Origin of the sequence: Rhodococcus sp. SGAir0479, from assembly GCF_005484805.1 — a bacterium.
In the GTDB taxonomy this organism is placed as follows: Bacteria; Actinomycetota; Actinomycetes; order Mycobacteriales; family Mycobacteriaceae; genus Prescottella.
Genome location: NZ_CP039432.1, coordinates 1524882 through 1547003 on the forward strand (window position 1 = coordinate 1524882; position 22122 = coordinate 1547003).

Genomic DNA, 22122 nt, shown 5'->3' on the forward strand with positions numbered 1-22122 from the left:
TGCCCCCGCTCTCCGGGTGCCAGGAAAGATTATCCGATATTGCGCCAGGTCCAAAATCGGCTGGTCAAGCCAGGTTTTGGAGCCGAAACCGGACGCCTGTCGCAGCGCGTGCCGGGCGCGCTGCGGTGGTAGGAAAGTGGGGTGGCATCACATGACGAAGCAGTGTCCGCACCGCGGCCCGCCGGACGCGCCGAGATCGAGGTCGTCGACCTCGTCAGCGCGCTGATCCGGTTCGACACGTCCAACACCGGCGAACTCGAGACCACCAAGGGGGAGCGGGACTGCGCCCTGTGGGTGCAGGAGAAGCTCGAGGAGGTCGGCTACCGGACCGAGTACGTCGAATCGGGAGCGCCGGGCCGGGGCAACGTCTTCGCTCGGCTGCGGGGCGCGGACCCGAACCGCGGAACGCTTCTGATGCACGGCCACCTCGACGTCGTGCCGGCCGAACCGGCGGACTGGAGTGTGCACCCGTTCTCGGGAGCGGTCGAGGACGGCTACGTGTGGGGGCGCGGCGCCGTCGACATGAAGGACATGTGCGGCATGATGCTGGCGCTCGCCCGCCAGTTCAAGGCCGAGGGTACGGTGCCGCCGCGCGACATCCTGTTCGCGTTCGTGGCCGACGAGGAAGCCGGCGGCAAGTACGGCTGCCAGTGGCTCGTCGACCACCGCCCCGAACTCTTCGACGGCGTCACCGAGGCCGTCGGCGAGGTGGGCGGTTTCTCGTTGACCATCCCGCGCGCGGACGGCACCGACAAGCGCCTGTATCTCGTGGAGACGGCCGAGAAGGGCCTGGGCTGGATGCGGTTGACCGCCAAGGCCACCGCGGGGCACGGATCGTTCCTGCACGAGGACAATGCGGTCACGATCCTCGCGGACGCCGTGTCCCGCCTGGGCAACCACACCTTCCCGCTGGTGATGTCGGACTCGGTGGCCGAGTTCCTCACGGTGCTCGCCGAGGAGACCGGGATCGAGTTCGATCCGGCCTCCCCGGACATCGACGGCACGCTCGCCAAGCTGGGCTCGATCGCACGGATCATCGGGGCGACGTTGCGCGACACCGCGAATCCCACGATGCTCAAGGCCGGTTACAAGGCGAACGTGATTCCGCAGACCGCCGAGGCCGTCTTCGACTGCCGCGTACTCCCGGGGCGGCAGGCCGCGTTCGAGCGCGAGGTCGACGCGCTGATTGGACCGCACGTGACCCGCGAGTGGATCACCAAACTCGATTCGTACGAGACCACGTTCGACGGCGATCTCGTCGACGCGATGAACGACGCGATCCTGGCGCACGACCCGAACGGCCGCACCGTGCCGTACATGCTGTCCGCCGGCACCGACGCAAAAGCGTTCGCGCGGCTGGGAATTCGGTGCTTCGGCTTCGCGCCGCTGCGGTTGCCGCCGGAGTTGGACTTCGCCGCCCTCTTCCACGGCGTCGACGAGCGGGTACCCGTGGACGCGTTGCACTTCGGTACCCGAGTGATGGAACACTTCCTGCTACACAGCTGATCGCGAGAGAGGACCTCCATGGCGCACAATCCGTACGACGAGCTGCCCGAGCTGCCCACCTTCAACCTCACCTCCGAGGACGTGTCGGACGGGGCTCCGCTGAAGAAGGAACAGGTCAGCGGGATCTTCGGGGCCGGCGGCCACGACATCTCGCCCCAACTGTCGTGGTCCGGCTTCCCGCCCGAGACCAAGAGCTTCGCCGTGACCATGTACGACCCCGACGCGCCGACCGCCGCCGGCTTCTGGCACTGGGCCGTCGCGAACATTCCCGCCTCGACGACGTCCCTCGTCGCAGGGGCCGGTGACGACACGGGCTCGGGCCTGCCGACCGGTGCCGTCACGCTGAAGAACGACGGTGGGCTCGCACGCTTCCTCGGCGCGGCGCCGCCCAAGGACCACGGTCCGCACCGCTACATGATCGCCGTGCACGCCGTCGACGTCGACCACCTCGACGTGACGCCGGACTCGACGCCGGCGTTCCTGGGCTTCAACCTCTTCTCGCACGCGATCGCCCGCGCCGTGATCACCGGCACCTACGAGCAGAAGTAGGCGGCCGGAAGGTCGGGATCCGACGCTGCGGGCTGTTACTGCGCCATCGCCCGAGTGGCGGCCGCAGCAACAGCCCGCGGTGGCGGGTCGACAACGCTGATCGGGGAGGCGAGAAGCCGGGCGCAGACACGTCGACGGCCCGCCACGAGTGTCGTGGCGGGCCGTTTTCGTCGGAGACGGGCTACGCGCGAGCTCCCGCGCCGATGGCGTCGGTGATCGACCGGAAGCCCGCCTCGCGGACCTTGCGGGCCAGTCCTTTGTGTAGCGAGCGGGCGTAGAACGGTCCACCGTAGATGAAGCCCGTGTAGCCCTGCACCAGCGTCGCGCCGGCGAGGATGCGCTCCCACGCCTGGTCGACGGTCTCGATGCCGCCCACCGAGATCAGCGTGAGCTTGTCGCCCACGCGTGCGTGCAGCCGCCGGAGCACCTCGAGCGAGCGCGCCGCGACCGGGGCACCGGACAGTCCACCCGCACCGATCTCGTCGATCCGTGACCGGGGGGTCCGCAATCCGCTGCGCGCGATCGTGGTGTTGGTGGCGACGATGCCGGCCAGGCCCAGTTCCACCGCGAGGTCCGCGACGGCGTCGACGTCCTCGTCCGACAGGTCCGGGGCGATCTTCACCAGAACCGGGATGTGGACCGTGTCGAGCACGGCCTGCAGCAGCGGGCGCAGCGACTCGACGGCCTGCAGGTCGCGCAGGCCCGGGGTGTTGGGGGAGCTGACGTTCACGACCAGGAAGTCCGCCAGCGGCCCGAGCAGGCGTGCGCTCGCGGTGTAGTCGTCCGCCGCTTCCTCGGCCGGGACGACCTTGGTCTTGCCGATGTTCGCGCCGATCGGCACGTCACCGCGCCGGTGTCGGAGGTGGTTCGCGGCGTTGCCGGCACCGTGGTTGTTGAATCCCATGCGGTTCACCAGCGCGCGGTCGTCCGGGAGCCGGAACAGGCGCGGGGCGGGGTTGCCCGGCTGCGCCTGCGCGGTGACGGTGCCGACCTCGGCGAACCCGAAGCCCATGGGGCCCCACGTGTCCACGCCCGTGGCGTCCTTGTCGAACCCGGCGGCGAGGCCGACCGGTGCGGGGAAGTCCACCCCGAACGCCCGGGTGCGCAGTGCCGGGTCGTCGACGACGAGCACCTTGGCCACCAGTGCACGCAGCGGCGCGAAGCGGGTGACGAGCCGCATCGCGGCGAAGGCCAGGTGGTGGGCGCGTTCCGGCGGGAGGCGGAACATCAGACGCAGAAGCAGGTAGTACACGAATCTCCCTAGATTCCAGGTGCCGGAACGTGGTGGGTGGTCTTGCGGCGGCGCAGCAGGATCCGTCGGCTGCCGTCGGTGTAGAGGCGCACACGGGACAACTCCCAGCCGCCGAACTCGGCCTGCAGGGCCAGACGCATCGACGCGCTCACGCGGGTGACGTCGCGCGGCAGGCGCAGCGGGATGTACTCGAACTCGTCCGAGTCGGTCTCCCATTCGCGGGGCATCCCCCGAAAGCGTGAAGACATCGCGAGATCACCCGGCCGCCAACGGGATCCGCTGCAGACCGTCGCCGCTCGCCGAGCCGACCAGCAGCGTTCCGGAGGCGGTGTCCACCGTCACCGAGTTGGGCTGGCGGACCGTGCCGAAGCGGGACTTCTCGACGGGGATTCCGGTGGAGATGTCGTAGCCGACGACGGTGTTGGTGCCGCTCACCGTGACCCACACCAGGTCGGTGCGATCGTCGTACGCGACGCCGTACGGCGCGTCCGGCACGGGGAACCGCTGCCGCATCAGCAGCGGGTCGGTGGTGAAGACCAGCAGTTCGTCGCCGCCGGTGTCGGTGACGAGGATCCGGCCGTGCGGGTCGGTCACCAGTTGGGTGGCACCCTCGCCCGCGCGCAGCGCCATGCCGAGAGAGTCGTCGTCGACCTCCACTTCGGTGAGCGAGGTCTGACGGCGGTCGAGGGCACTGAGATCGCCCTTCGTCAGTGCCAGCGCGTCGACGGACGCGAGCCCGGAGATCGTCTCGGACACCGCACCCGACGCGTCGACCACCAGGATGCGGCCGTTCGCGAGGCCCACCGCGAGGTTGCCGTCGGCCAGGAACAGCGCGGACCGGGCCTCACCGTCGACGGTGATCGACGACTTCTCACCGGTGGCGGTGTCGACGATCTGGACGCGCCCGTCCATCGGGAGGAGCACCCGGCCCTCGGGGGCGAGCGCAACCTGCGCCGCCTTCCCGTCGAGCGCGACGTCGCGAGGTTCGGCGCCGCCCTCCCGTTGCAGCAACAGCCGCGTGCCGCCGTCCGCGAGGATCGCCGTGGTCCCGGTGGCGGGGTCGAAGGCGAGGGCGTCGATCGAGCGTCCGAGATTCTGGACGGTCCCGGCCGGTGTCGCGGTGGCGGGGGAGACGGCCGCGGTCGCGGGCTCGATCGTCTGGAGGTCGTCGCCGTCCTTTTCGGAGGAGCACCCTGCCAGCAGCAGCATTGCCGCCCCGATCGCGGTGGCGGTGATGCGCGGTGCGGGTACTCGCATGGGTGTGCTCCTCGAAGGTGGTGCAGTCGACTGCCCTCTAGCATCCATGATCGACCGCGGCGAGCTGAATTCGACTCACCCCGCTCGTGAGCAGCGCGACACTCAGCGCGGCGCCGGCGCGGGGCCGTCGCGGCGGGGCAGGACCAGGGTGGCCCCGGACCGCGGGTGCGCGAACACCTCGACGGGATGGCCGTACACGCGGGTGAGCAGCTCCTCGGTGAGCACGTCGGTGGGGGCGCCCTCCGCGACGGCGCGACCGCTCTCGAGGATGCAGATGCGATCGGCGTACGCGGCCGCCAACCCCAGATCGTGAAGCACAACGACGACCGCGGCCCCGGCACGCGCCCGATCGCGGGCGACCTGCATGACGTCCTCCTGGTGTCCGAGGTCCAGCGCCGCGGTCGGTTCGTCCAGCAGGATGGTCTCGGTCGACTGCGCCAGCACCCGAGCGAGCGCCACGCGGGCACGCTCACCACCCGAGAGCACGCTGAACGGCCGATCGGCCAGGTGCCGGACGTCGCAGATGTCCAGGCATTCGTCGATTCGCTGCTCGTCCTCGGACGCGAGTGCGGTCCGCTGCCACGGCGCCCGGCCCATCCGCACCACCTCGCGGGTCGTGAAGGAGAACCCGACAGTGTGCTGCTGCGGCAGCACCGCGCGGCGGCGCGACATCTGCGCGGGCGTCCACTGGGCGAGCGGTCGCCCGTCGAGTTCGACCGTGCCGGACGAGACCGGCTGGTCACCGGCCAGCGCGGCCAACAGCGTGGACTTGCCCGCGCCGTTGGGGCCGACGAGCGCCAGCACCTCGCCGGCGCGGACGTCGACGTCGACACCCGCGAGGACGGTGCGGCCACCACGCGCGACGTCGATCCCGGTGGCGCGCAGCGTCACCGCGCCGCGCTCGGTCGGTTCCGGGACGTCGTCGGTACGCCCGAGCAGATTGCGGGAGTAGTCGAGGAGCGAGGCCATCACGCCCACCCGCCCTGTCGGGATCGAGTGCGGCGCAGCAGCCAGAAGAAGAACGGACCACCGACGAGGGAGGTGAGCATGCCCAGCGGCAGATCGGCGTTCGGCACCAGCGTGCGCGCGCCGAGGTCCGCGGCGACGAGGACGATGGCGCCGCCGAGCGCGCTGGCCGGCAGCAGGAGGCGGTGTCCGGGCCCCACGAGCATCCGCATCACGTGCGGCACCACCAGACCCACGAACAGGATGATGCCGGTGAACGCGACGCTGGACGACACCAGGACGGCGACGACGACGATCACGACCAGCCGCAGTTTCTCGACGTCCACGCCGAGGTGCCGGGCCGCGCTCTCGCCGAGCGCGAGCAGGTCCAACTTGGCGGCGAGGACCATGGAGACCGCGATGCCGGCGACCGCCATCGGCGCCACGATCGCCACCGCGTTCCAAGTCGCGCCGTTGAGGCTGCCCAGTTGCCAGAAGACGATCTGGTCGCGGGCCGCGGGGCTGGCCACGAACGTGAAGAAGGCGATGAGGCCGCCGGCGAACGCGTTGATCGCCACTCCGGTCAGCACGAGTGTCACCACCTCGGTGCGCCCCTCGGCACGGGCGAGCAGGTACACGAGCGTGGTGGTGATCAGGCCCGCCACGAACGCTGCCGCGGCGACCACCGGGCCGGCGCTGAACGCGCCACCGACGACGATCGCGGCACTGGCGCCCACCGCGGCGCCCGCGGACACGCCGATGACGCCCGGCTCGGCGAGGGGGTTGGAGAACACGCCCTGCAGCAACGCGCCCGCGCAGCCGAGCGCGGCACCGACGAGCAGGGCCAGCAGCACCCGCGGGAACCGCACCTGCCACAGCGTGACCTCGCCGCTGGGATGCGACGGCAGCGGTCCGATGTCGAGCCCCGTGCGGTGCAGGATGCTGCCCAGTACTTCCATCGGGCTGGTGGGGACCTGACCGATGCACGCCGACGTCAGCGCGAGGACGGCCACGAGGATCAGCAGCCCCGTGAGGACCGTCCCGGCACGCAGCCGTGGGCGGGCGGTGACGACTGCGCTCATTCGCCGGCGGGACGGTAGATCGCGTCGGACAGCGCGGCGAGAACCTCGCCGGTGTTCGGTCCGAAACTCAGCAGGACGGTATCGGACATGTCGACCACTCGTTCGTTCTTCCCGGCGGGCGTCTGCGCGATGCCCGGCACCTTCTCGAGCCCGGCGACGCCCCCGATCGATTCGAGACCGCCGCTCATCATCAGGATCACGTCCGGCGCGGCTGCGATCATCGCCTCGCTCGTGATGGGCACGAACTCGCGTGTCAGGCCCGACGCGGTACCGGCGTCGGTTGCACCGAGGGTCTCGATCAGGGAATCGGCGCCGGATCCGGGGCCCGCCAACATCGTGAGCGCGGGGCCGCGCATGTAGAGGAAGGCGATCTTCAACGGCTCGGCGTCGGCCGGCACGGAGGCTTCGGCGTCGGCGATCTCCTGCTCGGTGCGGGCCGCCAGGGCATCCCCCTGCGCGGGCACGCCCAGCGCCTGCGCCACCGAGCGGATCTGCTCGCTCACGCCGTCGAGGGTGCGCGCCGGATCGAAGAAGACGACCGGGACGCCGGCCGCGCGCAACTGGTCCTGGACCGCCTTGGGGCCGATGCTGGTGTCCGTCAGCACGACGGTCGGGGCGAGGTCGAGGATCGCCTCGGCGTTGAGCGACTGCCCGCCCGGAGTGATGTTCGGGACGTCCTTCGCCGCCGGGAACGCGGATGCCGTGTCGCGCCCGACGACGTTGCCGCCGAGCCCGAGCGCGAAGACGGTCTGGGTGAGCGTGCCGTACCGGTCGGCGGTGACGATGCGACTCGCGTCGGTCACCGTGACGTCGGCGCCGTCGAAGCTGCGCACCGTCGTGGGCAGTTGCGGCACCGGGTCGCTCGCCACCGGCCGGGGGTCCGGGTTCGCGACCACCGCCGTGGTCCGGCCGCGCTGGTCGGTGTCGCCGGTGGTGACCGACGCGCACCCGGCCACCACCACGACGGACGCGATGGCGGCGAGTACGACGACGAGTCGGGAGAACGGTCTCATTTCACGAGGTAGCGATCGATGTCGGCTTCGAGGTCGGCGAAGAGGGCACCATTGAGACCGTAGGCGAGGTTGACCTCGTCGATGAAGCGGGCCTGCTCGTCGGCGGTGAGGGGGGCCGCGTCGAGCTTGGCGCGGTACTCGTCCTTGAAGACCTTGGGTTTGGCGATCTCGTCGAAGATGTAGAACCGCAGGCCGTCGACGTCGTAGCCGTACGCGCGTTCGAGCATCCGGCGGATGATCTGGCCGCCGGACAGGTCACCGAGGTAGCGCAGGTAGTGGTGGGCGACGAAGGCGGCCGGTGACGTGAAGGCGACCTCCTCGAGGCGCGCGACGTAACGCGCGGTCGCCGGGGTGGCGGACAGCTGCGCCCGCCACTGCTCGCCGAGCAGGAACTGGAGGTCCGCGGCCAGCGAGGGCAGCCGGATCAGCTCGGGAGCGATGAACGGTGCCGCCAGGGGGTCGTTGGCGTGCACCTCGGCGGCACGTTCGAGCGTCTCGTAGACGAAGTAGGTCTGCGCCAGCAGGGCGGCGTACCCCGCCGAGGTGAGCTTGCCGGCCAGGAGGTCGCCGACGAAGCGGGACTGCTCGGTGGCGCGATGCGCCGCGTCGGTCTCGGCCTTGATGCGCTCGGCGAAGCCGGCGGCCTCGCCCACCTCGGCTCCCTGGTCGAGCACGTCCATGTGATCTCCTCCACGTCGACCTGTGTCAAACACGATGGATGGGAGGTTAGCCTACCCTCCGTATCGTTGTCATCGCTAACCATCGCGAATCAATCGAAAGTTGGATACGCGGTCGAGTCGGGCCGTGGTCAGGCGCTGACGTCGTCGAGCGCGGCCGCGATCGCGGGCGGAAGTTCGAGGTCCTCGGCCGACAGCACACCGGTCAACTGTGCGATGTCACGCGCGCCCACGACCGCGCTCGCCACCCCGGGGCGGTCCCGCGCCCACGCGAGCGCGACGGCCAGGGGCGACGTGCCCAGACCGTCGGCCGCGGTGAGAACCGCCTCGACGACGCGGGCCGACGTCTCGGTGAGATAGCTCCGCACCTCCGCGGCGTGCGTCTCGTCCGCCCCGCGGGAGTCGGCCGGGATGCCGTTGCGGTACTTGCCGGTGAGCACACCCCCGGCCAGCGGCACCGCCGCGAACACGCCGATGCCGTGGTGGGCGGCGGCGGGAAGCAGTTCCTCTTCCACCCCGCGGGCGAGCAGCGAGTACTCGGCCTGGGTCGCGATCAGCCGACCGGGGCCCCGGTGTCCGGCTGCCGTCGCGAGCTGCCACCCGAGGTAGCCGCGCGCGCCGGTGTAGCGGACCCGTCCACTGCTGACGGCGTAGTCGAGGGTGGAGGCGATCTCGTCCACCGGTGTCAGCGCGTCCCACGTGGCCACCTGCCACATGTCGAGGTGGTCGGTGCCGAGTTCGCGCAGCGTCGCGTCGAGCTGGGTGAGCAGCCCCCGACGGGAGCAGTCGACGCGGTTGCCGCCGGGCGCGGCCGGGTTGATGCCGGCACTGCCGCCGAGGATCAGGTACTCGCGGGGGACGACGTCGTCGAGCAACTCGGCCAGGATCCGCTGCGCCTTCCCGTCGCCGTACGCGGGGGAGGTGTCGACGAGCGTGCCGCCCGCGTCGACGAACGCGGACAGCTGGGCCGCGGCCTCGTCACCGTCGGTGTCCCGTCCCCAGTGCAGGGTGCCCAGACCGAGCCTCGACACCCGCAGCCCGCTCGTTCCCACTGCTCTGTATTCCATAACCGCCCACGCCTCGACACCGGATGTTCTTCTCGGTGGAGTGTCTCCACCGAGAAGAACCCTAGTGGTGCGCACGGCGCGCCGATGACAGCCACGCCGGGTACCGTCTGTCCGGTGAAATACGGACCACACGTGTGTAATCCGGATGCCTCCGCCCGCATCCACCGTTCCGAGTCCACGCCCGGCATCGAGGAGTTCCACGCGTGATCGGTGAAGCCATGACCTGGCTCCAGGCCGTCGTGCTGGGAGCGGTCCAGGGGCTGACGGAGTTCCTGCCCATCTCGTCGTCCGGGCATCTTCGGATCGTGTCGGAGATCTTCTTCGGCACCGACGCCGGCGCGTCGTTCACCGCCGTCACCCAACTCGGTACGGAGGCAGCGGTTCTGCTGTACTTCGCACGTGACATCGGCCGCATCGTCGCGGCGTGGTTCCGCGGCCTCCTCCACGCCGAGCACCGCAAGGACCTGGACTACCGGATGGGTTGGTACGTCATCATCGGCACCATCCCCGTCGGCGTGCTCGGCTTCCTCTTCAAGGACCAGATCCGCACGGGCGCAAGGAACCTCTGGCTCATCGCCACCATGCTCATCGTGTTCGCCCTCGTCATCGCCGCCGCCGAGTACTACGGGCGCAAGGCGCGTCCCATCGAGGACCTGCGGGCCCGCGACGGCATCGTGATGGGTTCGGCTCAGGCGCTCGCACTGATCCCCGGGGTCTCGCGGTCCGGCGGCACCATCAGTGCCGGCCTGTTCCTCGGGCTCACCCGTGAGGCCGCGGCACGGTACTCGTTCCTGCTGGCGATTCCGGCGGTCGTCGCGTCCGGGCTGTTCAGCCTCCCGGACGCTTTCGAGCCCGCGGGCGAGGGTTTGAACGCCTCGGGTCCGCAGCTGCTCGTCGCGACGCTCATCGCGTTCGCCATCGGGTACGCCTCCATCGCCTGGCTGCTGCGGTTCGTGGTCGACCACTCGATGTACTGGTTCGTCGGGTACCGGATCGCCCTCGGTGTCGTCGTGCTGTCCCTGCTCGCCACCGGGGTGGTCTCGGCGACGTGATCGGTCTCCCGCCGGACCCACAACTAGGCTGGGGCGCATGACGGTCATCTTGTTGCGTCACGGCCGCTCGACGGCCAACACGTCCCGCACCCTCGCGGGCCGGTCACCCGGCGTCGCGCTCGACGAGGTCGGGGTCGAGCAGGCCAAGGGTCTGATCGATCGTCTCGCGGGAGTCGCGGTCGCCGAGATCGTGCATTCGCCGCTGCTCCGGTGTGAACAGACGGTCGCGCCGCTCGCGGTGGACCGGGAGCTGACTCCCGTCGCGGACGAGCGACTGCTCGAGGTCGACTACGGCCAGTGGACCGGACGTGCATTGAAGGACCTGGTCGAGGAGCCGCTGTGGAAGGTGGTGCAGCAGCACGCCTCGGCCGCGGTCTTTCCCGACGGTGAGGGCCTCGCCCAGGTGCAGGCGCGGGCCGTCGCGGCGATCCGGGAGCACGATCGCCGGCTCGCGGCCACGCACGGCAAGGACGTCGTGTGGGTCGCGTGCAGTCACGGTGACGTCATCAAGGCCGTGCTCGCCGATGCGGTGGGAACCCACCTCGACGGGTTCCAGCGCATCGTCACCGAGCCGGCGTCGATGAGTGTCGTCCGGTACACCGACGTCCGTCCGTTCGTCCTCCGGATGAACGACACCGGCGGCGATCTCTCCGGGCTGGACGGCGGTCACGGCGCCTCGGACGCCCAGGCGCCGGTTCCCGGCGGCGAGGTCGGGCATGGTCGGTAGGCGGATAATGAAGCGGTACGCATAGTTCGAGGAGGTGCAATGCCACGCGCGATACATGTTTTTCGCACCCCTGATCGATTCATTGCGGGGACGGTCGGCGAGCCCGGCGACCGGTCGTTCTATCTCCAGGCTGTGCACGACGCGCGGGTGGTGAGCGTGCTGCTCGAGAAGCAGCAGGTACAGGTGCTCGCCGACCGCATGGGGTTGTTGCTGGACGAGGTGCACCGGCGGTTCGGGACGGCAGTGCCGCCCGAGCCCGGCGAGCCCGGTGACCTGAGCCCGTTGGTCACCCCGCTCGACGTCGAATTCCGGGTGGGCACGATGGGGCTGGGTTGGGACGCGGAGGCCGAGGCCGTCGTCGTCGAGTTGCTGGCGGTCAGCGAGACCGAGTTCGACGAGTCGGTGGTCCTCGACGACGCCGAGGAGGGCCCGGACGCCGTGCGGGTGTTCCTCACGCCGATTCAGGCACGCGAGTTCGCGCTGCGTTCGGAACGGGTGGTGGCGGCCGGCCGCGCGCCGTGTCCGCTGTGCGGCGAACCGCTCGCGGCCGACGGGCACCTGTGCATCCGGACCAATGGATATCGGCGCACGGCCGGTTTCGATTCGTCCGTCGACTTCGGGGAAGAACTCTGACCGCGGCCGCGACCGACGACCCCGGGCACGTCCTCGCCCGGGGCGAGTTGACGCTGGTCGGGCGCGTCGTGCACGCGAGCAACGCGACGCTGGTCTGCGACGCGGCCGTCGACGGGATGTCGGTGCGATGCGTCTACAAGCCGATCCGCGGCGAACGTCCCCTGTGGGATTTCCCCGACGGCACGCTCGCGGGGCGCGAGGTGGCGTCGTACCTGATCTCCGAGGCTCTCGGGTGGGGTGTGATTCCGCGAACGGTGCTGCGGGACGGCCCGTTCGGGCCCGGGATGGTCCAGCAGTGGGTCGAGACGTCCGAACACCGTCCCGAGGCCGGTGGCCGGCCGGACCTGGTCGACATCTGCCCGCCGGACGCGGTGCCGCCCGGGTGGCTCGAGGTGCTGCGCGCCGTCGACGTCGACGGCGGCGAGGTGGCGCTGATCCACGCCGACGATCCGCGGCTGCAGCGGATGGCCGTGCTCGACGTGCTGCTCAACAACGCCGACCGCAAGGGTGGCCACGCACTCGAGGGCCTCGACGGGTCGGTGTACGGGGTCGACCACGGCATCTGTCTCCACGAGGAACACAAGCTGCGCACCGTGCTGTGGGGCTGGGCCGGCAAGCCGGTCGCGGACGATCTCATGACGGATGTGGCGGAGTTCGCCGAACGCCTCTCCGGCGACGAGTTGCCGGCAGTGCTCGCCGAGCACATCACCGGCCGCGAGATCGTCGCCCTGCGTCGGCGGGCCCGTGCGCTGCTGCGCACCCCGGTCATGCCGCAGCCCGAGGGGCCGCGGCCGATCCCGTGGCCGGCGTTCTAGGGCCCCGGCGCGCGCCGCGCCCGGATCAGCTCCACGAGCATCCGGCGCAGACCCGCGGGGTCCGAGACCACGGCCGTCAGCGCCGCGTCGTCCTGCTCCCGTGCCAGCAGCTGCGCGTAGGTGTCCCGGCCGGCGTCGGTGATGGTGACCCGCACGCGGCGCTCGTCCGCGGGATCGGTCTCCCGTTGCACGAACCCGCCCCGGGCGAGGCGCTCGACGGTGCGGCTCATCGTCTGGTCGGTCACCTGGCACGCGCGGGCGAGGTCGCGCTGCGAACGCGCGCCGGAGGTGAGCGTGTGCAATGCGATCAGACCCGCGTGCGTGACGTCGTGCTCGCGCAGCACCTCCTCCCACGCGTGTTCGACCAGTCGGGCCGCGGTCGACAGCAGTCGGCCGGTGGGCCACGACTCGAAGCCGTCGGCGGTGGAGGGGGGTTCGGGGTGGGTCACTCGCGTCTCCGTGCAATTGCTCAGCAAGCTGAATAAACTCTGATCCGAAGTGATCCGACACTAGTCCGCCTGCCTTCGGAGGTTCCGTGAGCACGTCCGTCCACGACCGTCCGACCACGCGCCCTTCCCGGGCGCGCTGGCTGCTCCCGGCGCTGCTCGTCCTGGTGTGGCTGGCCGTGGGCGGGTTCGGCGGCCCCTTCGCCGGCAAGCTCGGCGACGTCCAGCAGAACGACAACACCGCGTTCCTGCCGGCGTCGGCCGAGGCGACCGAGGCGGGCGAGATCTACGCGGACTTCACCGACACCCGCTTCGTGCCGGCCATCGTGGTCGCCGAACGCGAGTCCGGGATCACCCCGGCCGACACCGAGTTCCTGGCCGGGGTGGGGCAGCAGGTCGCGGGCGAACCCGGCTTCGCGTCGCAGACGTCCCCGCCGATCCCGTCGGAGGACGGGCGGGCCCTGCAGATGGTCGTGCCCGTCGACTCCACCGCCGAGGTGGGCGACACGGTCGCGGACCTGCGCACCGACCTCGAGAATCCACCGGCCGGGCTCACCGTGCTCGTCACGGGTCCGGCCGGGCAGGTCGCGGACCTCTCGACGGCGTTCAAGGGCATCGACGGACTGTTGCTGCTGGTGGCGGCCGGGGTGGTGCTGCTGATCCTCGTGGTGGTCTACCGCAGCCCGCTGCTGCCGCTGCTGGTGCTGTCGTCGGCGGTCTTCGCGCTCGGTCTCGCGAGTCTGCTGGTGTACCTGCTGGCCGATGCCGGCGCGATCGCACTCAACGGGCAGAGCCAGGGCATCCTGTTCATCCTGGTGTTCGGCGCTGCCACCGACTACGCGCTGCTGCTGGTGGCCCGGTACCGCGAGGAACTGCGCAACGCGCCCGACCGCTTCGACGCGATGAAGCGGGCATGGCGGGCGACGCTCGAACCGGTCGCGGCGTCGGCGGGCACGGTGATCGCGGGCGTCCTGTGCCTGCTGCTGTCGGACCTGAACTCCAACCGCGGGCTGGGGCCGGTGGCCGCGGTCGGCATCGCGGCGTCGTTCGTCGCGTCCATGACGTACCTGCCGGCGGTCCTGGTGCTGTTCGGCCGGGTGGCGTTCTGGCCGAAACGTCCCGCCTACGACCCGGCGCACGCTGGCCGGGACGAGACCGAGGATCACCGCTTCTGGGGCGCCCTGGCCACGAAGGTGGGCGCGCATCCCCGACGCTTCTGGGTCGCGTCGACGCTCGTGCTCGCTGCCTTCGCCCTGTTGCTGCCGATGTTCAAGGCCGGCGGTGTCGCGCAGTCCGACGTCTTCCTGCTGAACGTCGACTCGGCGTCCGGGCAGGAGATCCTGAGCGCGCACTTCGACGCCGGAGCGGGATCGCCCGCGGTCGTCGTCGCCGCCGCCGACCGGCTGGACGCCGTGGAGGCCGCCGCCCGCGTCGACGGCGTGACCGAGGTCCGGCCCGTGACCGCGCCGGGAGCGGAGGCCGCGCGGATCGTCGACGGCCGGGTCGCGCTCCAGGCGACGCTGGCCGATCCGGCCGACTCCCTGGCCGCCGAGGCGACGATCGAGCGGCTGCGGGACGCGGTCCACGCCGTGCCCGGCGCCGACGCACTGGTCGGAGGCCCGACGGCGACCGACCTCGACACCAAGGACACCTCCATCCGGGACCGGACACTGATCATCCCGATCGTCATCGTGGTGGTGTTCGCGATCCTGGCGCTGCTGCTGCGAGCCCTGCTGGCGCCGTTGCTGCTGATGGGCACGGTGGTGCTCTCGTTCGCCGCCACGCTCGGGGTGTCGTCGCTGGTGTTCGACCACCTGCTGGGGTTCCCGGGCGCCGACCCGGTGGTGCCGCTGTTCGCGTTCGTGTTCCTGGTGGCGTTGGGCATCGACTACAACATCTTCCTGATGACCCGGGTGCGGGAGGAGTCGCTGCGCGTCGGCACGCGCCGCGGCGCGTTGCGCGCGCTGACGGTGACCGGCGGCGTGATCACCTCGGCCGGTGTCGTACTGGCGGCCACGTTCTCCGCGCTGGCGGTGATCCCGCTGCTGTTCCTGGCGCAGCTGGCGTTCATCGTGGCGTTCGGCGTGCTGCTCGACGCCCTGCTGGTGCGCTCGCTGCTCGTGCCGGCACTCACCGTCGACCTGGGACGACGGATCTGGTGGCCCGGCCGGCTGGCCTCGGCGCCCGAACCGTCGTCGACTCCGCCCGAGAGTGGCCGATCGGCTCTCCATTAGGCTCGTTCCCATGCAGTCTTGGTCCGACACCGCTGTCCCCTCCGTGCCCGGTCAGGGTCCGGCCCTCCGGCTCTACGACACCGCGGATCGTCAGGTCCGCCCGGTGACTCCCGGACCCACCGCGAAGATGTACGTGTGCGGAATCACGCCGTACGACGCGACGCATCTCGGTCACGCCGCGACCTATCTGACGTTCGATCTGGTCAACCGGGTGTTGCGCGATGCCGGGCACGAGGTCCACTACGTGCAGAACGTCACCGACGTCGACGACCCGCTGTTCGAGCGCGCCGAGCGCGACGGAGAGGACTGGGTGGTGCTCGGCATGCGGGAGACCGCGCTCTTCCGTGAGGACATGGAGGCGCTGCGGGTGCTGCCGCCGCGTGACTACATCGGGGCCGTCGAGTCGGTGGGCGAGGTCGTCGAGCTGGTCGAGAAGTTCGTCGCCTCGGGTGCGGCGTACATCGTCGACGATCCCGAGTTCCCCGACGTCTACTTCCGCGCCGACGCGACCAGCCAGTTCGGGTACGAATCCGGCTACGACCGCGCCACGATGGACCACTTCTTCGCCGAACGCGGCGGGGATCCGGATCGTCCGGGTAAGAAGGATCCGCTCGACGCGCTGGTGTGGCGGGCGCAGCGGCCGGGCGAGCCGTCGTGGCCCTCGCCGTTCGGTCCCGGCCGTCCGGGGTGGCACATCGAGTGCGCGGCGATCGCACTCAACCGGATCGGGTCCGGCTTCGACATCCAGGGTGGCGGCAGTGACCTGATCTTCCCGCACCACGAGTTCTCCGCTGCCCATGCCGAATCGGCGACCGGCAGTGAGCGTTTCGCGCGCCATTACGTGCACACCGGCATGATCGGCCTGGACGGCGAGAAGATGTCGAAGAGCCGGGGGAACCTGGTCTTCGTGTCGAAGCTGCGCGGTGAGGGCGTCGATCCCGCTGCGATCCGGCTCGGGCTGCTGTCCGGCCACTACCGTGTCGACCGGCCGTGGACCGACGCCGTTCTGACGCAGGCGCAGGAGCGGCTGGCGCTGTGGCGCCGGGCCGCGGCGCTGGGTGCCGGTCCGTCGGCGGACGACACGATCGCGCGACTGCGCCAGCACCTGGCCGACGATCTCGACACCCCGAAGGCGCTCGACGCGATCGACGGCTGGGCGCGGCGGGCCGTCGATCACGGCGGGCCGGACGCAACGGCGCCGGGCGCGGTGGCGGACGCGGTGGACGCGCTGCTGGGTGTGAACCTGCGCTGAGGGCTACAGGCGGGTGAACTTCTCCCGGTCCTCCTCGAACTCGGTCAGTAGGTCGGTCGTCAGTGTCGGCCGGGTGTCGGCGATCGCCGACAGGTAGTCCGCGGTGGTGGCGGGCCGCCCGGTGCGCTCGGTGACCTCGCGCTCGAATGCGGCCTGTGATCCCTTGCGGGATGCGAACTCGATGTCCGCAGGGGTGAAGAGCTCGCTGGCCTCGACCAGACGATCGAGATCGACGTGGTCCGCGGACGCACCGAGGTACCGGCGCCACACCGCACGGCGGGCGGGCGCGTCCGGGGGACCGACGGGTATGACGTAGTCGAAACGTCCCGGCCGCAGGAACGCCGAGTCGAGGGAGTGCACCGCGTTGGTGGCGCACACCAGCAGCCGGCGCTCGCCCTCGCGGAACGCCGGGATGAGTTTGAGCAGCTCGTTGGTCACGCCGTGTGCGGGACTGGTGGCGACTCCCGTTCGCGCACCGGCGATCTCCTCGACCTCGTCGATGAACAACACCACCTCGTCGAGTTCGGAGAGATCGGCGAAGACGTCGCGCAACGACGCCGCCAGACCGCCCTCGGACGCCGCGGCCAGCCGCGAGGGGAACAGTTCGACGAACGGCCAGTCCAGCCGCGAGGCAATCGCCTTGGCGAAGCTCGTCTTGCCGGTGCCGGGTGGTCCGAAGAGGATGACCGCCTTGGGCGGCTGCACACCGTAGCGATCGGCCAGGTCGGGGTTCTCGAGCGGCGAGACGATGCGGCGCTCGATGACGTCCTTGACGCTCTCCATGCCCGACATGGTCTGCCACAGTCCGCCCGCCATGAGCCGGCCGCCGAGTTCGCTCAGCAGCGTCTTGTCCGGTCCCGGGGGTTCGAGTAGTTCGTAGTACACCAAGCGGTCGCGGCGCAGATATCCCGAGTGCTCGAACGCCGCCGACCCGGTCGCCGCCTCGGGGAGTACGGCGGATATGCGATGGGCGCCCGCCGCGCGCAGACGGCGTTCCAGGTGGGCCAGCATGGCGCTGCCGATTCCTCGGTTACGCCATCGGGAGGCCAAGGCGACCAACAGGATCCACGCGCGTTCTCCGTGCACCTGCGCCACCGACATGCCCACCAGTTCGTCACCGGCCACCGCGACCACCGCGGGTTGCCCCGCGCGGGCGGCCGCCATCACCTCGGCGAGCGTGAACACCGGTTCGGGGGAGCCGGGTGTCCGGCTCTGGTCCCACACCCCGATCGCCTGATCGAGGTCGTCGTTCTGGAAGTCGCGCAACCGCCATACCGGCATCTGCCGTCACCTCGCTTCGGGCCGGGTTCTCCAGTAGACACCGCGCGGCGTGTGCTGTCAGGCCCGACGCCGGCGCCCGGCCACCTGCCTTTCGGGGTGAAAGCGCCGGTCACGACGTGGGTGTGGCCGAAGCCGTGTGGTCGGAGTCACCCGCCGGATAGATTGGTGGGCGGGGCCGCCGACGAGGTGCGGAGGTGAGCGAGCCGTGACACCCGACGAACTCATGAACGAGGCCTGCCGGTTGGCGATCGAGGCGGTCGCCAACGCGTGGGGCGGACCGTTCGGGGCGGTGATCGCCCGGGACGGCGAGATCGTCGCCCGCGGACAGAACCGGGTGCTGCTCACCGGCGATGTGACGGCACACGGCGAGATCGAGGCCATCCGCAAGGCTGTGCAGGTGCTCAACCCCCGGGCGCCGAGCATCGGGTCCGAGCATGTGGACCGGTCCACTCTGACGCTGGTGCCGCGGCCGGACGGCTCACCCGATCGGGTGCCCCGGCGGGCCCGGATGCTGATGGGCATGGAGATCTACACGTGCGGTGCGCCGTGCCCGATGTGTATGAGCGCGATCTACTGGGCGCGGCTCGACGCCGTCTACTTCGCGAGCGATGTCGCTGCGACGAGCAGGATCGGGTTCGACGACGCGTTCCAGTACGAGGACTTCGCGCGACCGCTGGCCGATCGGTCCGTCAAGGTCGAGCAGCTCCGCCCCGATCTGGGTGCGGCAGCCTACGAGACGTGGGCCGAGAAGCCCGACCGGCACCCCTACTGATCTCGCCGGGGTGACTGGCATGACCGGTTCGGAGCCGTCGGTGCACCGTAGGCCGGCGACGGTGGTGGTCACGCACGTGCTGCGTCCGGGCGCGGAGCACCGCTTCCGGCGGTGGCAGCGCGAAGTCGACTCCGCCGCTGCGGCATTCGCCGGGTACGGCGGCACCGAGGTGTCACCGCCCCGCGGCGGTGGCCGCGAGTGGTCCGTCGTCTACCGGTTCGACAGCCTCGACCATCTGCGCGCGTGGTTGGACAGCGCTCCCCGACGCGCACTCGTCGAGCGTGCCGCGCCGCTGTTCTCGGACCCGCCGTCCCAGAGCGTGCTGGTGGAGAACGGTGACGATCCGGTGACGTTGGTGGTGACCCATCGTCCCCCCGCGCCGGGCCGCGAATTCGAGTTCCTCGCCTGGCAGCGTCGAATCACGGACGCCGAGAAGCGTTTTCCCGGTTTCCGGAGTTCGCAGTGGCATCCGCCGATTCCGGGCGTGCAGGACGACTGGACGATTCTGGTGACCTTCGCGTCCCGCGCGCACCTGGACCGATGGCTCGACTCTTCCGAACGTGCGGCGCTGTTGGCCGAGGGTGCGGGGTTCGAGGACTTCACCGTCCGGCCGATCTCGAACCCGTACGGCTCCTGGTTCGCCGCGCCTGCAGCCGGCGACCGTCCGGTTCCGTCGTGGAAGACCGCGCTGGCGGTGCTCGTCGGGCTCTACCCGCTGGTGGTGGTGCTCACGATCACGATCGACGAGTTGTGGCCGGGCGGACCGTTGTGGGCGAGCCTGCTGGTGGGCAACGTCGCGTCGGTGTGTCTGCTCACGTGGGGCGTGATGCCGGTCGTCACGCGGGCCCTGCGGTTCTGGCTGCAGCCCGGCACGGACAGTCGGCGGATCGACACCGTGGGGCTGGCGGTCTCCGTGGCCGTCCTCACGGTGGCCGCGGTCGGCTTCTGGCTCGCGACCACCGTGGTCTGGGACCTGCCGTGACCCCGCGTTCACTCCGCGCCGGTGACCGTCAACCACAGGAGGGCGACGTTGAGCGCCGTGATGAGCCCGGCGCAGACCCAGGCCGCGGCGGTCGTGAGCGGCGCGTTGCGCTCGGGTCCCATGAGCGTCCGGTCGGACGTCATCCGTACCAGCGGTACCAGCGCGAACGGAATGCACAGACTCAGGACCACCTGGCTGACGATCAGCGCGAGCGTCGGATCGATTCCGACGGCCAGCACGACCAGGGCCGGGATCAGCGTGACGACGCGGCGGACCAGGACGGGGATCCGCACGTTGAGCAGGCCGTGCATGATCTCCGACCCGGCAGCGCACCCCACCGACGTCGATGCCAGACCGGAGGCGAGCAGGCCCACCGCGAAGACGACCGCGACACCGGGGCCCAGGGAGTCCTGGATGGCGGCGTGGGCGCCCTCGATGCTGTCGGTGTCCGGCACCCCGCGCAACGCCGCCGCGGCGAGCAGCAGCATGCCGATGTTGACCGCCCCGGCCACCACCAGCGCCCCCCCGACGTCCCACCGGGTGATGCGGAGCAGCCGACGCAACCGCGGCCCGTGCCCGGCGAATCCGTGGCGGTCCCGCGCGAGCGCGGAATGGAGATAGATCGCGTGCGGCATCACCGTCGCACCCAGCATGCTCGCGGCCAGCAGGACGGTGTCGGCGCCCTCGAATCGCGGCACCAGCCCCGCGACGGTGTCGCGGCCCGAGACGTCGGTGAACGCGAGACCGGTGAGGAACCCGAGCGTGATGACGGCGAGCAGCCCGATCACGACGAACTCGAACGTTCGTTGGCCGCGTCGGGACTGGATCGACAGGATGGCCGTGGACACGATGCCGGTGATCAGACCGCCCACGAACAGCGGCAGCCCGAACAGCAGGTGCAGCGCGACGGCTCCGCCGATCACCTCGGCGAGATCGGTGGCCGCGGCCATCGCCTCCGCCTGCAGCCAGAACGCGCGGCGAGTGCCCTTCCGCAGCCGGAGTCCGAGCATCTCGGGCAGCGACCGGCCCGTGACCAGGCCGAGCTTGGCCGACAGGTACTGGATCAGGACGGCCATCGCGTTCGCGAGGACCAGGACCCACACGAGCAGGTAGCCGTACTTGGCGCCGGCGGTGAGATTCGCCGCGACGTTCCCGGGGTCGACGTACGCGATCGCCGCGACGAACGCGGGCCCCAGGAGCGCAACGGAACGCAACCCGCCCCGCGGACGGCGCGGGGCGGGTGCGGCGGTCTCGGTGCTCACGGAACTCCAGAGGGCGTCGGTCGAACAGCCGCCGGTCGGCCATTCGCATGTTCGCACTATAGAGTTCGGCTACCCGAAACCTCAACCGTGGTCGGTGGTGGAACGGCCTAGTGCAGCACGGCCAGGCCGCGTTGGAAGCTGTCGATGCGCTGCAGCAGGCCGTGCGTTCCGCCGTTGACGATGCGCGAGACGCTCTCGATGTTGCCGCTGTCGGACACGGCGTTGAGGTTGCGCGACTGCCAGTACCAGGCGGCGGTCTCGAACGCGTTCTCCGGCGTCGCCATGAGCTCGGGGTGGGCGACGAAGTCGATGCCCAGGTAGGCGCTCACGCTCTCGTAGTTGTGCCGGCCCGTGACCTGGATCGCGCCGCGACCCTTGTAACGCTCGCCGTCGCCCGGAGCGACGTTGCCGAGGTCGGCGCGGCCCTCGTAGGCACGGCCCGAGGCGTACTCCTCGAACGTGCGGAACGAGTCGGACTCGACGACGAGCTGCGCGATGAACGCGGCCTTGCGCAGCGGGGTGTCGATCCCGGCCTTCGCGAGCGCTTCGTTCAGCGGCGCGACGTAGCCGGCCAGTCGATCGGGCGCCACCTGCGGCACGATGCGGGCCAGCTCGTCCAGCGTCACCGATGCCGGTGCCGGCGGCGGCGGGGGTGCGATGGCCGCGATCGCCGCGGGGACGGCGGCGGCCTGCGGCGCGGGCGCCGTCGCGGTAACGTCCGTGACGGCGTTGGTCGTCGAGGTCGCGGGTGTGGTGGTGCCCGGCAGGTTGAGGGCCTTCAGCAGGCCGGTGGAATCGAGGAACTGCGCCGGGGTGGTCAGCGGCGCGGCCGTGGCTGCGGGAGCGTCCGGCAGGGTTGCGGCCTGGCTCGGTGTCGCCGAGCCCAGGGTGGCGTTACCCACCCAGAGGCCGGCTGCGGCGAGGGTCGCCAGTCCCGCTACGCGGGCGCGTGACATGAAGCCACAGCGGGAGGTCGACGTCTGGTCGAAGGTGTACGTACGCGAATCGGTCAAGGTTCGTGCTCCAGCTTCGGGCTGCAGACGGGGCAGCCTCCGGACGTGAGCACCGGTAGAGTCGGGGAGTGGTTCCGACCGTTGAATTACTCGGCGGTCACGGCAAGGTCACAACTAGATAACAGGTCGATACGCAAAGATCGCAAGGACGCATCGACAGCGTCACAATCCAGTAACGGTGTGACATGGCCCACAGCGGTGGGCGAGCGGTGTGACGAAGCCTGCACGCGGTGTTTGTGCTGGTACAGACGGCAATACGCCGCCCCGCGGGTGCGGGACGGCGTAGCTACCGTTCGGGCCGGCCG

22 protein-coding genes are annotated in these 22122 nt (G+C 70.6%); 10 read left to right on the plus strand and 12 right to left on the minus strand.

Annotated elements, in window-relative coordinates; translation table 11 throughout:
* Positions 1-141: 141 nt before the first annotated feature.
* Both E7742_RS07160 and E7742_RS07165 read left to right on the plus strand, forming a co-directional pair.
* On the plus strand, positions 142-1506 hold the full coding sequence (locus tag E7742_RS07160) for a M20/M25/M40 family metallo-hydrolase (protein WP_217497521.1): 1365 nt from the start codon (positions 142-144) through the stop codon (positions 1504-1506).
* 18 nt (positions 1507-1524) lie between these two features.
* On the plus strand, positions 1525-2055 hold the full coding sequence (locus tag E7742_RS07165) for a YbhB/YbcL family Raf kinase inhibitor-like protein (protein ID WP_137798322.1): 531 nt from the start codon (positions 1525-1527) through the stop codon (positions 2053-2055).
* Positions 2056-2236: 181 nt separating this feature from the next.
* Here E7742_RS07165 and E7742_RS07170 read toward each other — a convergent pair whose 3' ends face one another.
* The 8 genes from E7742_RS07170 to E7742_RS07205 form a co-directional block, all read right to left on the minus strand.
* On the minus strand, positions 2237-3307 hold the full coding sequence (locus E7742_RS07170) for a quinone-dependent dihydroorotate dehydrogenase (RefSeq protein WP_137798323.1): 1071 nt from the start codon (positions 3305-3307) through the stop codon (positions 2237-2239).
* Between the two features lie 8 nt (positions 3308-3315).
* Positions 3316-3555, minus strand: coding sequence for a DUF5703 family protein (locus E7742_RS07175; RefSeq protein WP_137798324.1), 240 nt, complete (start codon positions 3553-3555; stop codon positions 3316-3318).
* Positions 3556-3562: 7 nt separating this feature from the next.
* Positions 3563-4564 carry a hypothetical protein gene (locus E7742_RS07180; RefSeq protein ID WP_137798325.1) on the minus strand — a complete coding sequence of 334 codons (1002 nt, stop codon included), beginning with the start codon at positions 4562-4564 and terminating at the stop codon, positions 3563-3565.
* 102 nt (positions 4565-4666) lie between these two features.
* On the minus strand, positions 4667-5533 hold the full coding sequence (locus E7742_RS07185) for a heme ABC transporter ATP-binding protein (RefSeq protein ID WP_137798326.1): 867 nt from the start codon (positions 5531-5533) through the stop codon (positions 4667-4669).
* Positions 5533-6591 (minus strand): FecCD family ABC transporter permease, encoded by a 1059-nt coding sequence (locus tag E7742_RS07190; RefSeq protein WP_137798327.1) that lies wholly within the window; start codon positions 6589-6591, stop codon positions 5533-5535. The genes E7742_RS07185 and E7742_RS07190 overlap by 1 nt, the downstream gene beginning before the upstream one ends.
* On the minus strand, positions 6588-7604 hold the full coding sequence (locus E7742_RS07195) for a heme/hemin ABC transporter substrate-binding protein (RefSeq protein WP_137798328.1): 1017 nt from the start codon (positions 7602-7604) through the stop codon (positions 6588-6590). Before E7742_RS07195 ends, E7742_RS07190 begins: the two co-directional genes overlap by 4 nt.
* Positions 7601-8284, minus strand: coding sequence for a biliverdin-producing heme oxygenase (locus tag E7742_RS07200; RefSeq protein ID WP_137798329.1), 684 nt, complete (start codon positions 8282-8284; stop codon positions 7601-7603). The genes E7742_RS07195 and E7742_RS07200 overlap by 4 nt, the downstream gene beginning before the upstream one ends.
* 128 nt (positions 8285-8412) lie before the next feature.
* A complete protein-coding gene (locus E7742_RS07205; RefSeq protein WP_137798330.1) occupies positions 8413-9348 on the minus strand; it encodes an aldo/keto reductase in 936 nt (311 codons plus the stop codon).
* Positions 9349-9554: 206 nt separating this feature from the next.
* On the opposite strand from E7742_RS07205, the gene E7742_RS07210 reads away from it, so the two are divergent.
* The 4 genes from E7742_RS07210 to E7742_RS07225 are packed head-to-tail and all read left to right on the plus strand — an operon-like array spanning position 9555 to position 12575.
* Positions 9555-10400: an undecaprenyl-diphosphate phosphatase gene (locus E7742_RS07210; protein ID WP_175420586.1), complete on the plus strand. Its 846-nt coding sequence runs from the start codon at positions 9555-9557 to the stop codon at positions 10398-10400.
* A 37-nt stretch (positions 10401-10437) separates the two neighbouring features.
* Positions 10438-11127 (plus strand): histidine phosphatase family protein, encoded by a 690-nt coding sequence (locus E7742_RS07215; RefSeq protein ID WP_137798331.1) that lies wholly within the window; start codon positions 10438-10440, stop codon positions 11125-11127.
* Positions 11128-11166: 39 nt separating this feature from the next.
* Positions 11167-11760 carry a DUF3090 domain-containing protein gene (locus tag E7742_RS07220; protein ID WP_137798332.1) on the plus strand — a complete coding sequence of 198 codons (594 nt, stop codon included), beginning with the start codon at positions 11167-11169 and terminating at the stop codon, positions 11758-11760.
* A complete protein-coding gene (locus E7742_RS07225; RefSeq protein ID WP_137801081.1) occupies positions 11757-12575 on the plus strand; it encodes an SCO1664 family protein in 819 nt (272 codons plus the stop codon). The genes E7742_RS07220 and E7742_RS07225 overlap by 4 nt, the downstream gene beginning before the upstream one ends.
* On the opposite strand, the gene E7742_RS07230 is transcribed toward E7742_RS07225, so the two are convergent.
* Positions 12572-13024, minus strand: a complete 453-nt coding sequence (locus E7742_RS07230) for a MarR family winged helix-turn-helix transcriptional regulator (protein WP_137798333.1) — start codon at positions 13022-13024, stop codon at positions 12572-12574. The genes E7742_RS07225 and E7742_RS07230 overlap by 4 nt on opposite strands.
* An 86-nt stretch (positions 13025-13110) precedes the next feature.
* On the opposite strand from E7742_RS07230, the gene E7742_RS07235 reads away from it, so the two are divergent.
* Both E7742_RS07235 and mshC read left to right on the plus strand, forming a co-directional pair.
* Positions 13111-15255: an MMPL family transporter gene (locus E7742_RS07235; protein WP_137798334.1), complete on the plus strand. Its 2145-nt coding sequence runs from the start codon at positions 13111-13113 to the stop codon at positions 15253-15255.
* Positions 15256-15265: 10 nt separating this feature from the next.
* Positions 15266-16507 (plus strand): cysteine--1-D-myo-inosityl 2-amino-2-deoxy-alpha-D-glucopyranoside ligase, encoded by a 1242-nt coding sequence (gene mshC / locus E7742_RS07240; protein WP_137798335.1) that lies wholly within the window; start codon positions 15266-15268, stop codon positions 16505-16507.
* 3 nt (positions 16508-16510) lie between these two features.
* Here mshC and E7742_RS07245 read toward each other — a convergent pair whose 3' ends face one another.
* Positions 16511-17788: an ATP-binding protein gene (locus E7742_RS07245; protein WP_137798336.1), complete on the minus strand. Its 1278-nt coding sequence runs from the start codon at positions 17786-17788 to the stop codon at positions 16511-16513.
* A gap of 205 nt (positions 17789-17993) precedes the next feature.
* Between E7742_RS07245 and E7742_RS07250 the strand changes: the two genes are divergently transcribed.
* Positions 17994-18560 carry a nucleoside deaminase gene (locus tag E7742_RS07250; RefSeq protein WP_137798337.1) on the plus strand — a complete coding sequence of 189 codons (567 nt, stop codon included), beginning with the start codon at positions 17994-17996 and terminating at the stop codon, positions 18558-18560.
* Between the two features lie 19 nt (positions 18561-18579).
* Positions 18580-19542 carry an antibiotic biosynthesis monooxygenase gene (locus E7742_RS07255; protein ID WP_137798338.1) on the plus strand — a complete coding sequence of 321 codons (963 nt, stop codon included), beginning with the start codon at positions 18580-18582 and terminating at the stop codon, positions 19540-19542.
* Positions 19543-19550: 8 nt separating this feature from the next.
* Here the strand turns inward: E7742_RS07255 and E7742_RS07260 are convergent, their stop codons facing one another.
* Together E7742_RS07260 and E7742_RS07265 are read right to left on the minus strand one after the other, a co-directional pair.
* Positions 19551-20804, minus strand: coding sequence for an Nramp family divalent metal transporter (locus tag E7742_RS07260; RefSeq protein WP_137798339.1), 1254 nt, complete (start codon positions 20802-20804; stop codon positions 19551-19553).
* 107 nt (positions 20805-20911) lie between these two features.
* Positions 20912-21817, minus strand: a complete 906-nt coding sequence (locus E7742_RS07265; RefSeq protein WP_254699186.1) for a glycoside hydrolase family 19 protein — start codon at positions 21815-21817, stop codon at positions 20912-20914.
* Positions 21818-22122: the final 305 nt, after the last annotated feature.

What these genes read in the sequence shown, in the direction of transcription:
- E7742_RS07165 (WP_137798322.1), top strand. Translation starts at nt 1,525, where the DNA reads ATGGCGCACAATCCGTACGACGAGCTGCCCGAGCTGCCCACCTTCAAC.
- E7742_RS07175 (WP_137798324.1), bottom strand. Translation starts at nt 3,555, where the DNA reads ATGTCTTCACGCTTTCGGGGGATGCCCCGCGAATGGGAGACCGACTCG.
- E7742_RS07180 (WP_137798325.1), bottom strand. Translation starts at nt 4,564, where the DNA reads ATGCGAGTACCCGCACCGCGCATCACCGCCACCGCGATCGGGGCGGCA.
- E7742_RS07185 (WP_137798326.1), bottom strand. Translation starts at nt 5,533, where the DNA reads ATGGCCTCGCTCCTCGACTACTCCCGCAATCTGCTCGGGCGTACCGAC.
- E7742_RS07190 (WP_137798327.1), bottom strand. Translation starts at nt 6,591, where the DNA reads ATGAGCGCAGTCGTCACCGCCCGCCCACGGCTGCGTGCCGGGACGGTC.
- E7742_RS07195 (WP_137798328.1), bottom strand. Translation starts at nt 7,604, where the DNA reads ATGAGACCGTTCTCCCGACTCGTCGTCGTACTCGCCGCCATCGCGTCC.
- E7742_RS07200 (WP_137798329.1), bottom strand. Translation starts at nt 8,284, where the DNA reads ATGGACGTGCTCGACCAGGGAGCCGAGGTGGGCGAGGCCGCCGGCTTC.
- E7742_RS07205 (WP_137798330.1), bottom strand. Translation starts at nt 9,348, where the DNA reads ATGGAATACAGAGCAGTGGGAACGAGCGGGCTGCGGGTGTCGAGGCTC.
- E7742_RS07215 (WP_137798331.1), top strand. Translation starts at nt 10,438, where the DNA reads ATGACGGTCATCTTGTTGCGTCACGGCCGCTCGACGGCCAACACGTCC.
- E7742_RS07220 (WP_137798332.1), top strand. Translation starts at nt 11,167, where the DNA reads ATGCCACGCGCGATACATGTTTTTCGCACCCCTGATCGATTCATTGCG.
- mshC (WP_137798335.1), top strand. Translation starts at nt 15,266, where the DNA reads ATGCAGTCTTGGTCCGACACCGCTGTCCCCTCCGTGCCCGGTCAGGGT.
- E7742_RS07245 (WP_137798336.1), bottom strand. Translation starts at nt 17,788, where the DNA reads ATGCCGGTATGGCGGTTGCGCGACTTCCAGAACGACGACCTCGATCAG.
- E7742_RS07255 (WP_137798338.1), top strand. Translation starts at nt 18,580, where the DNA reads ATGACCGGTTCGGAGCCGTCGGTGCACCGTAGGCCGGCGACGGTGGTG.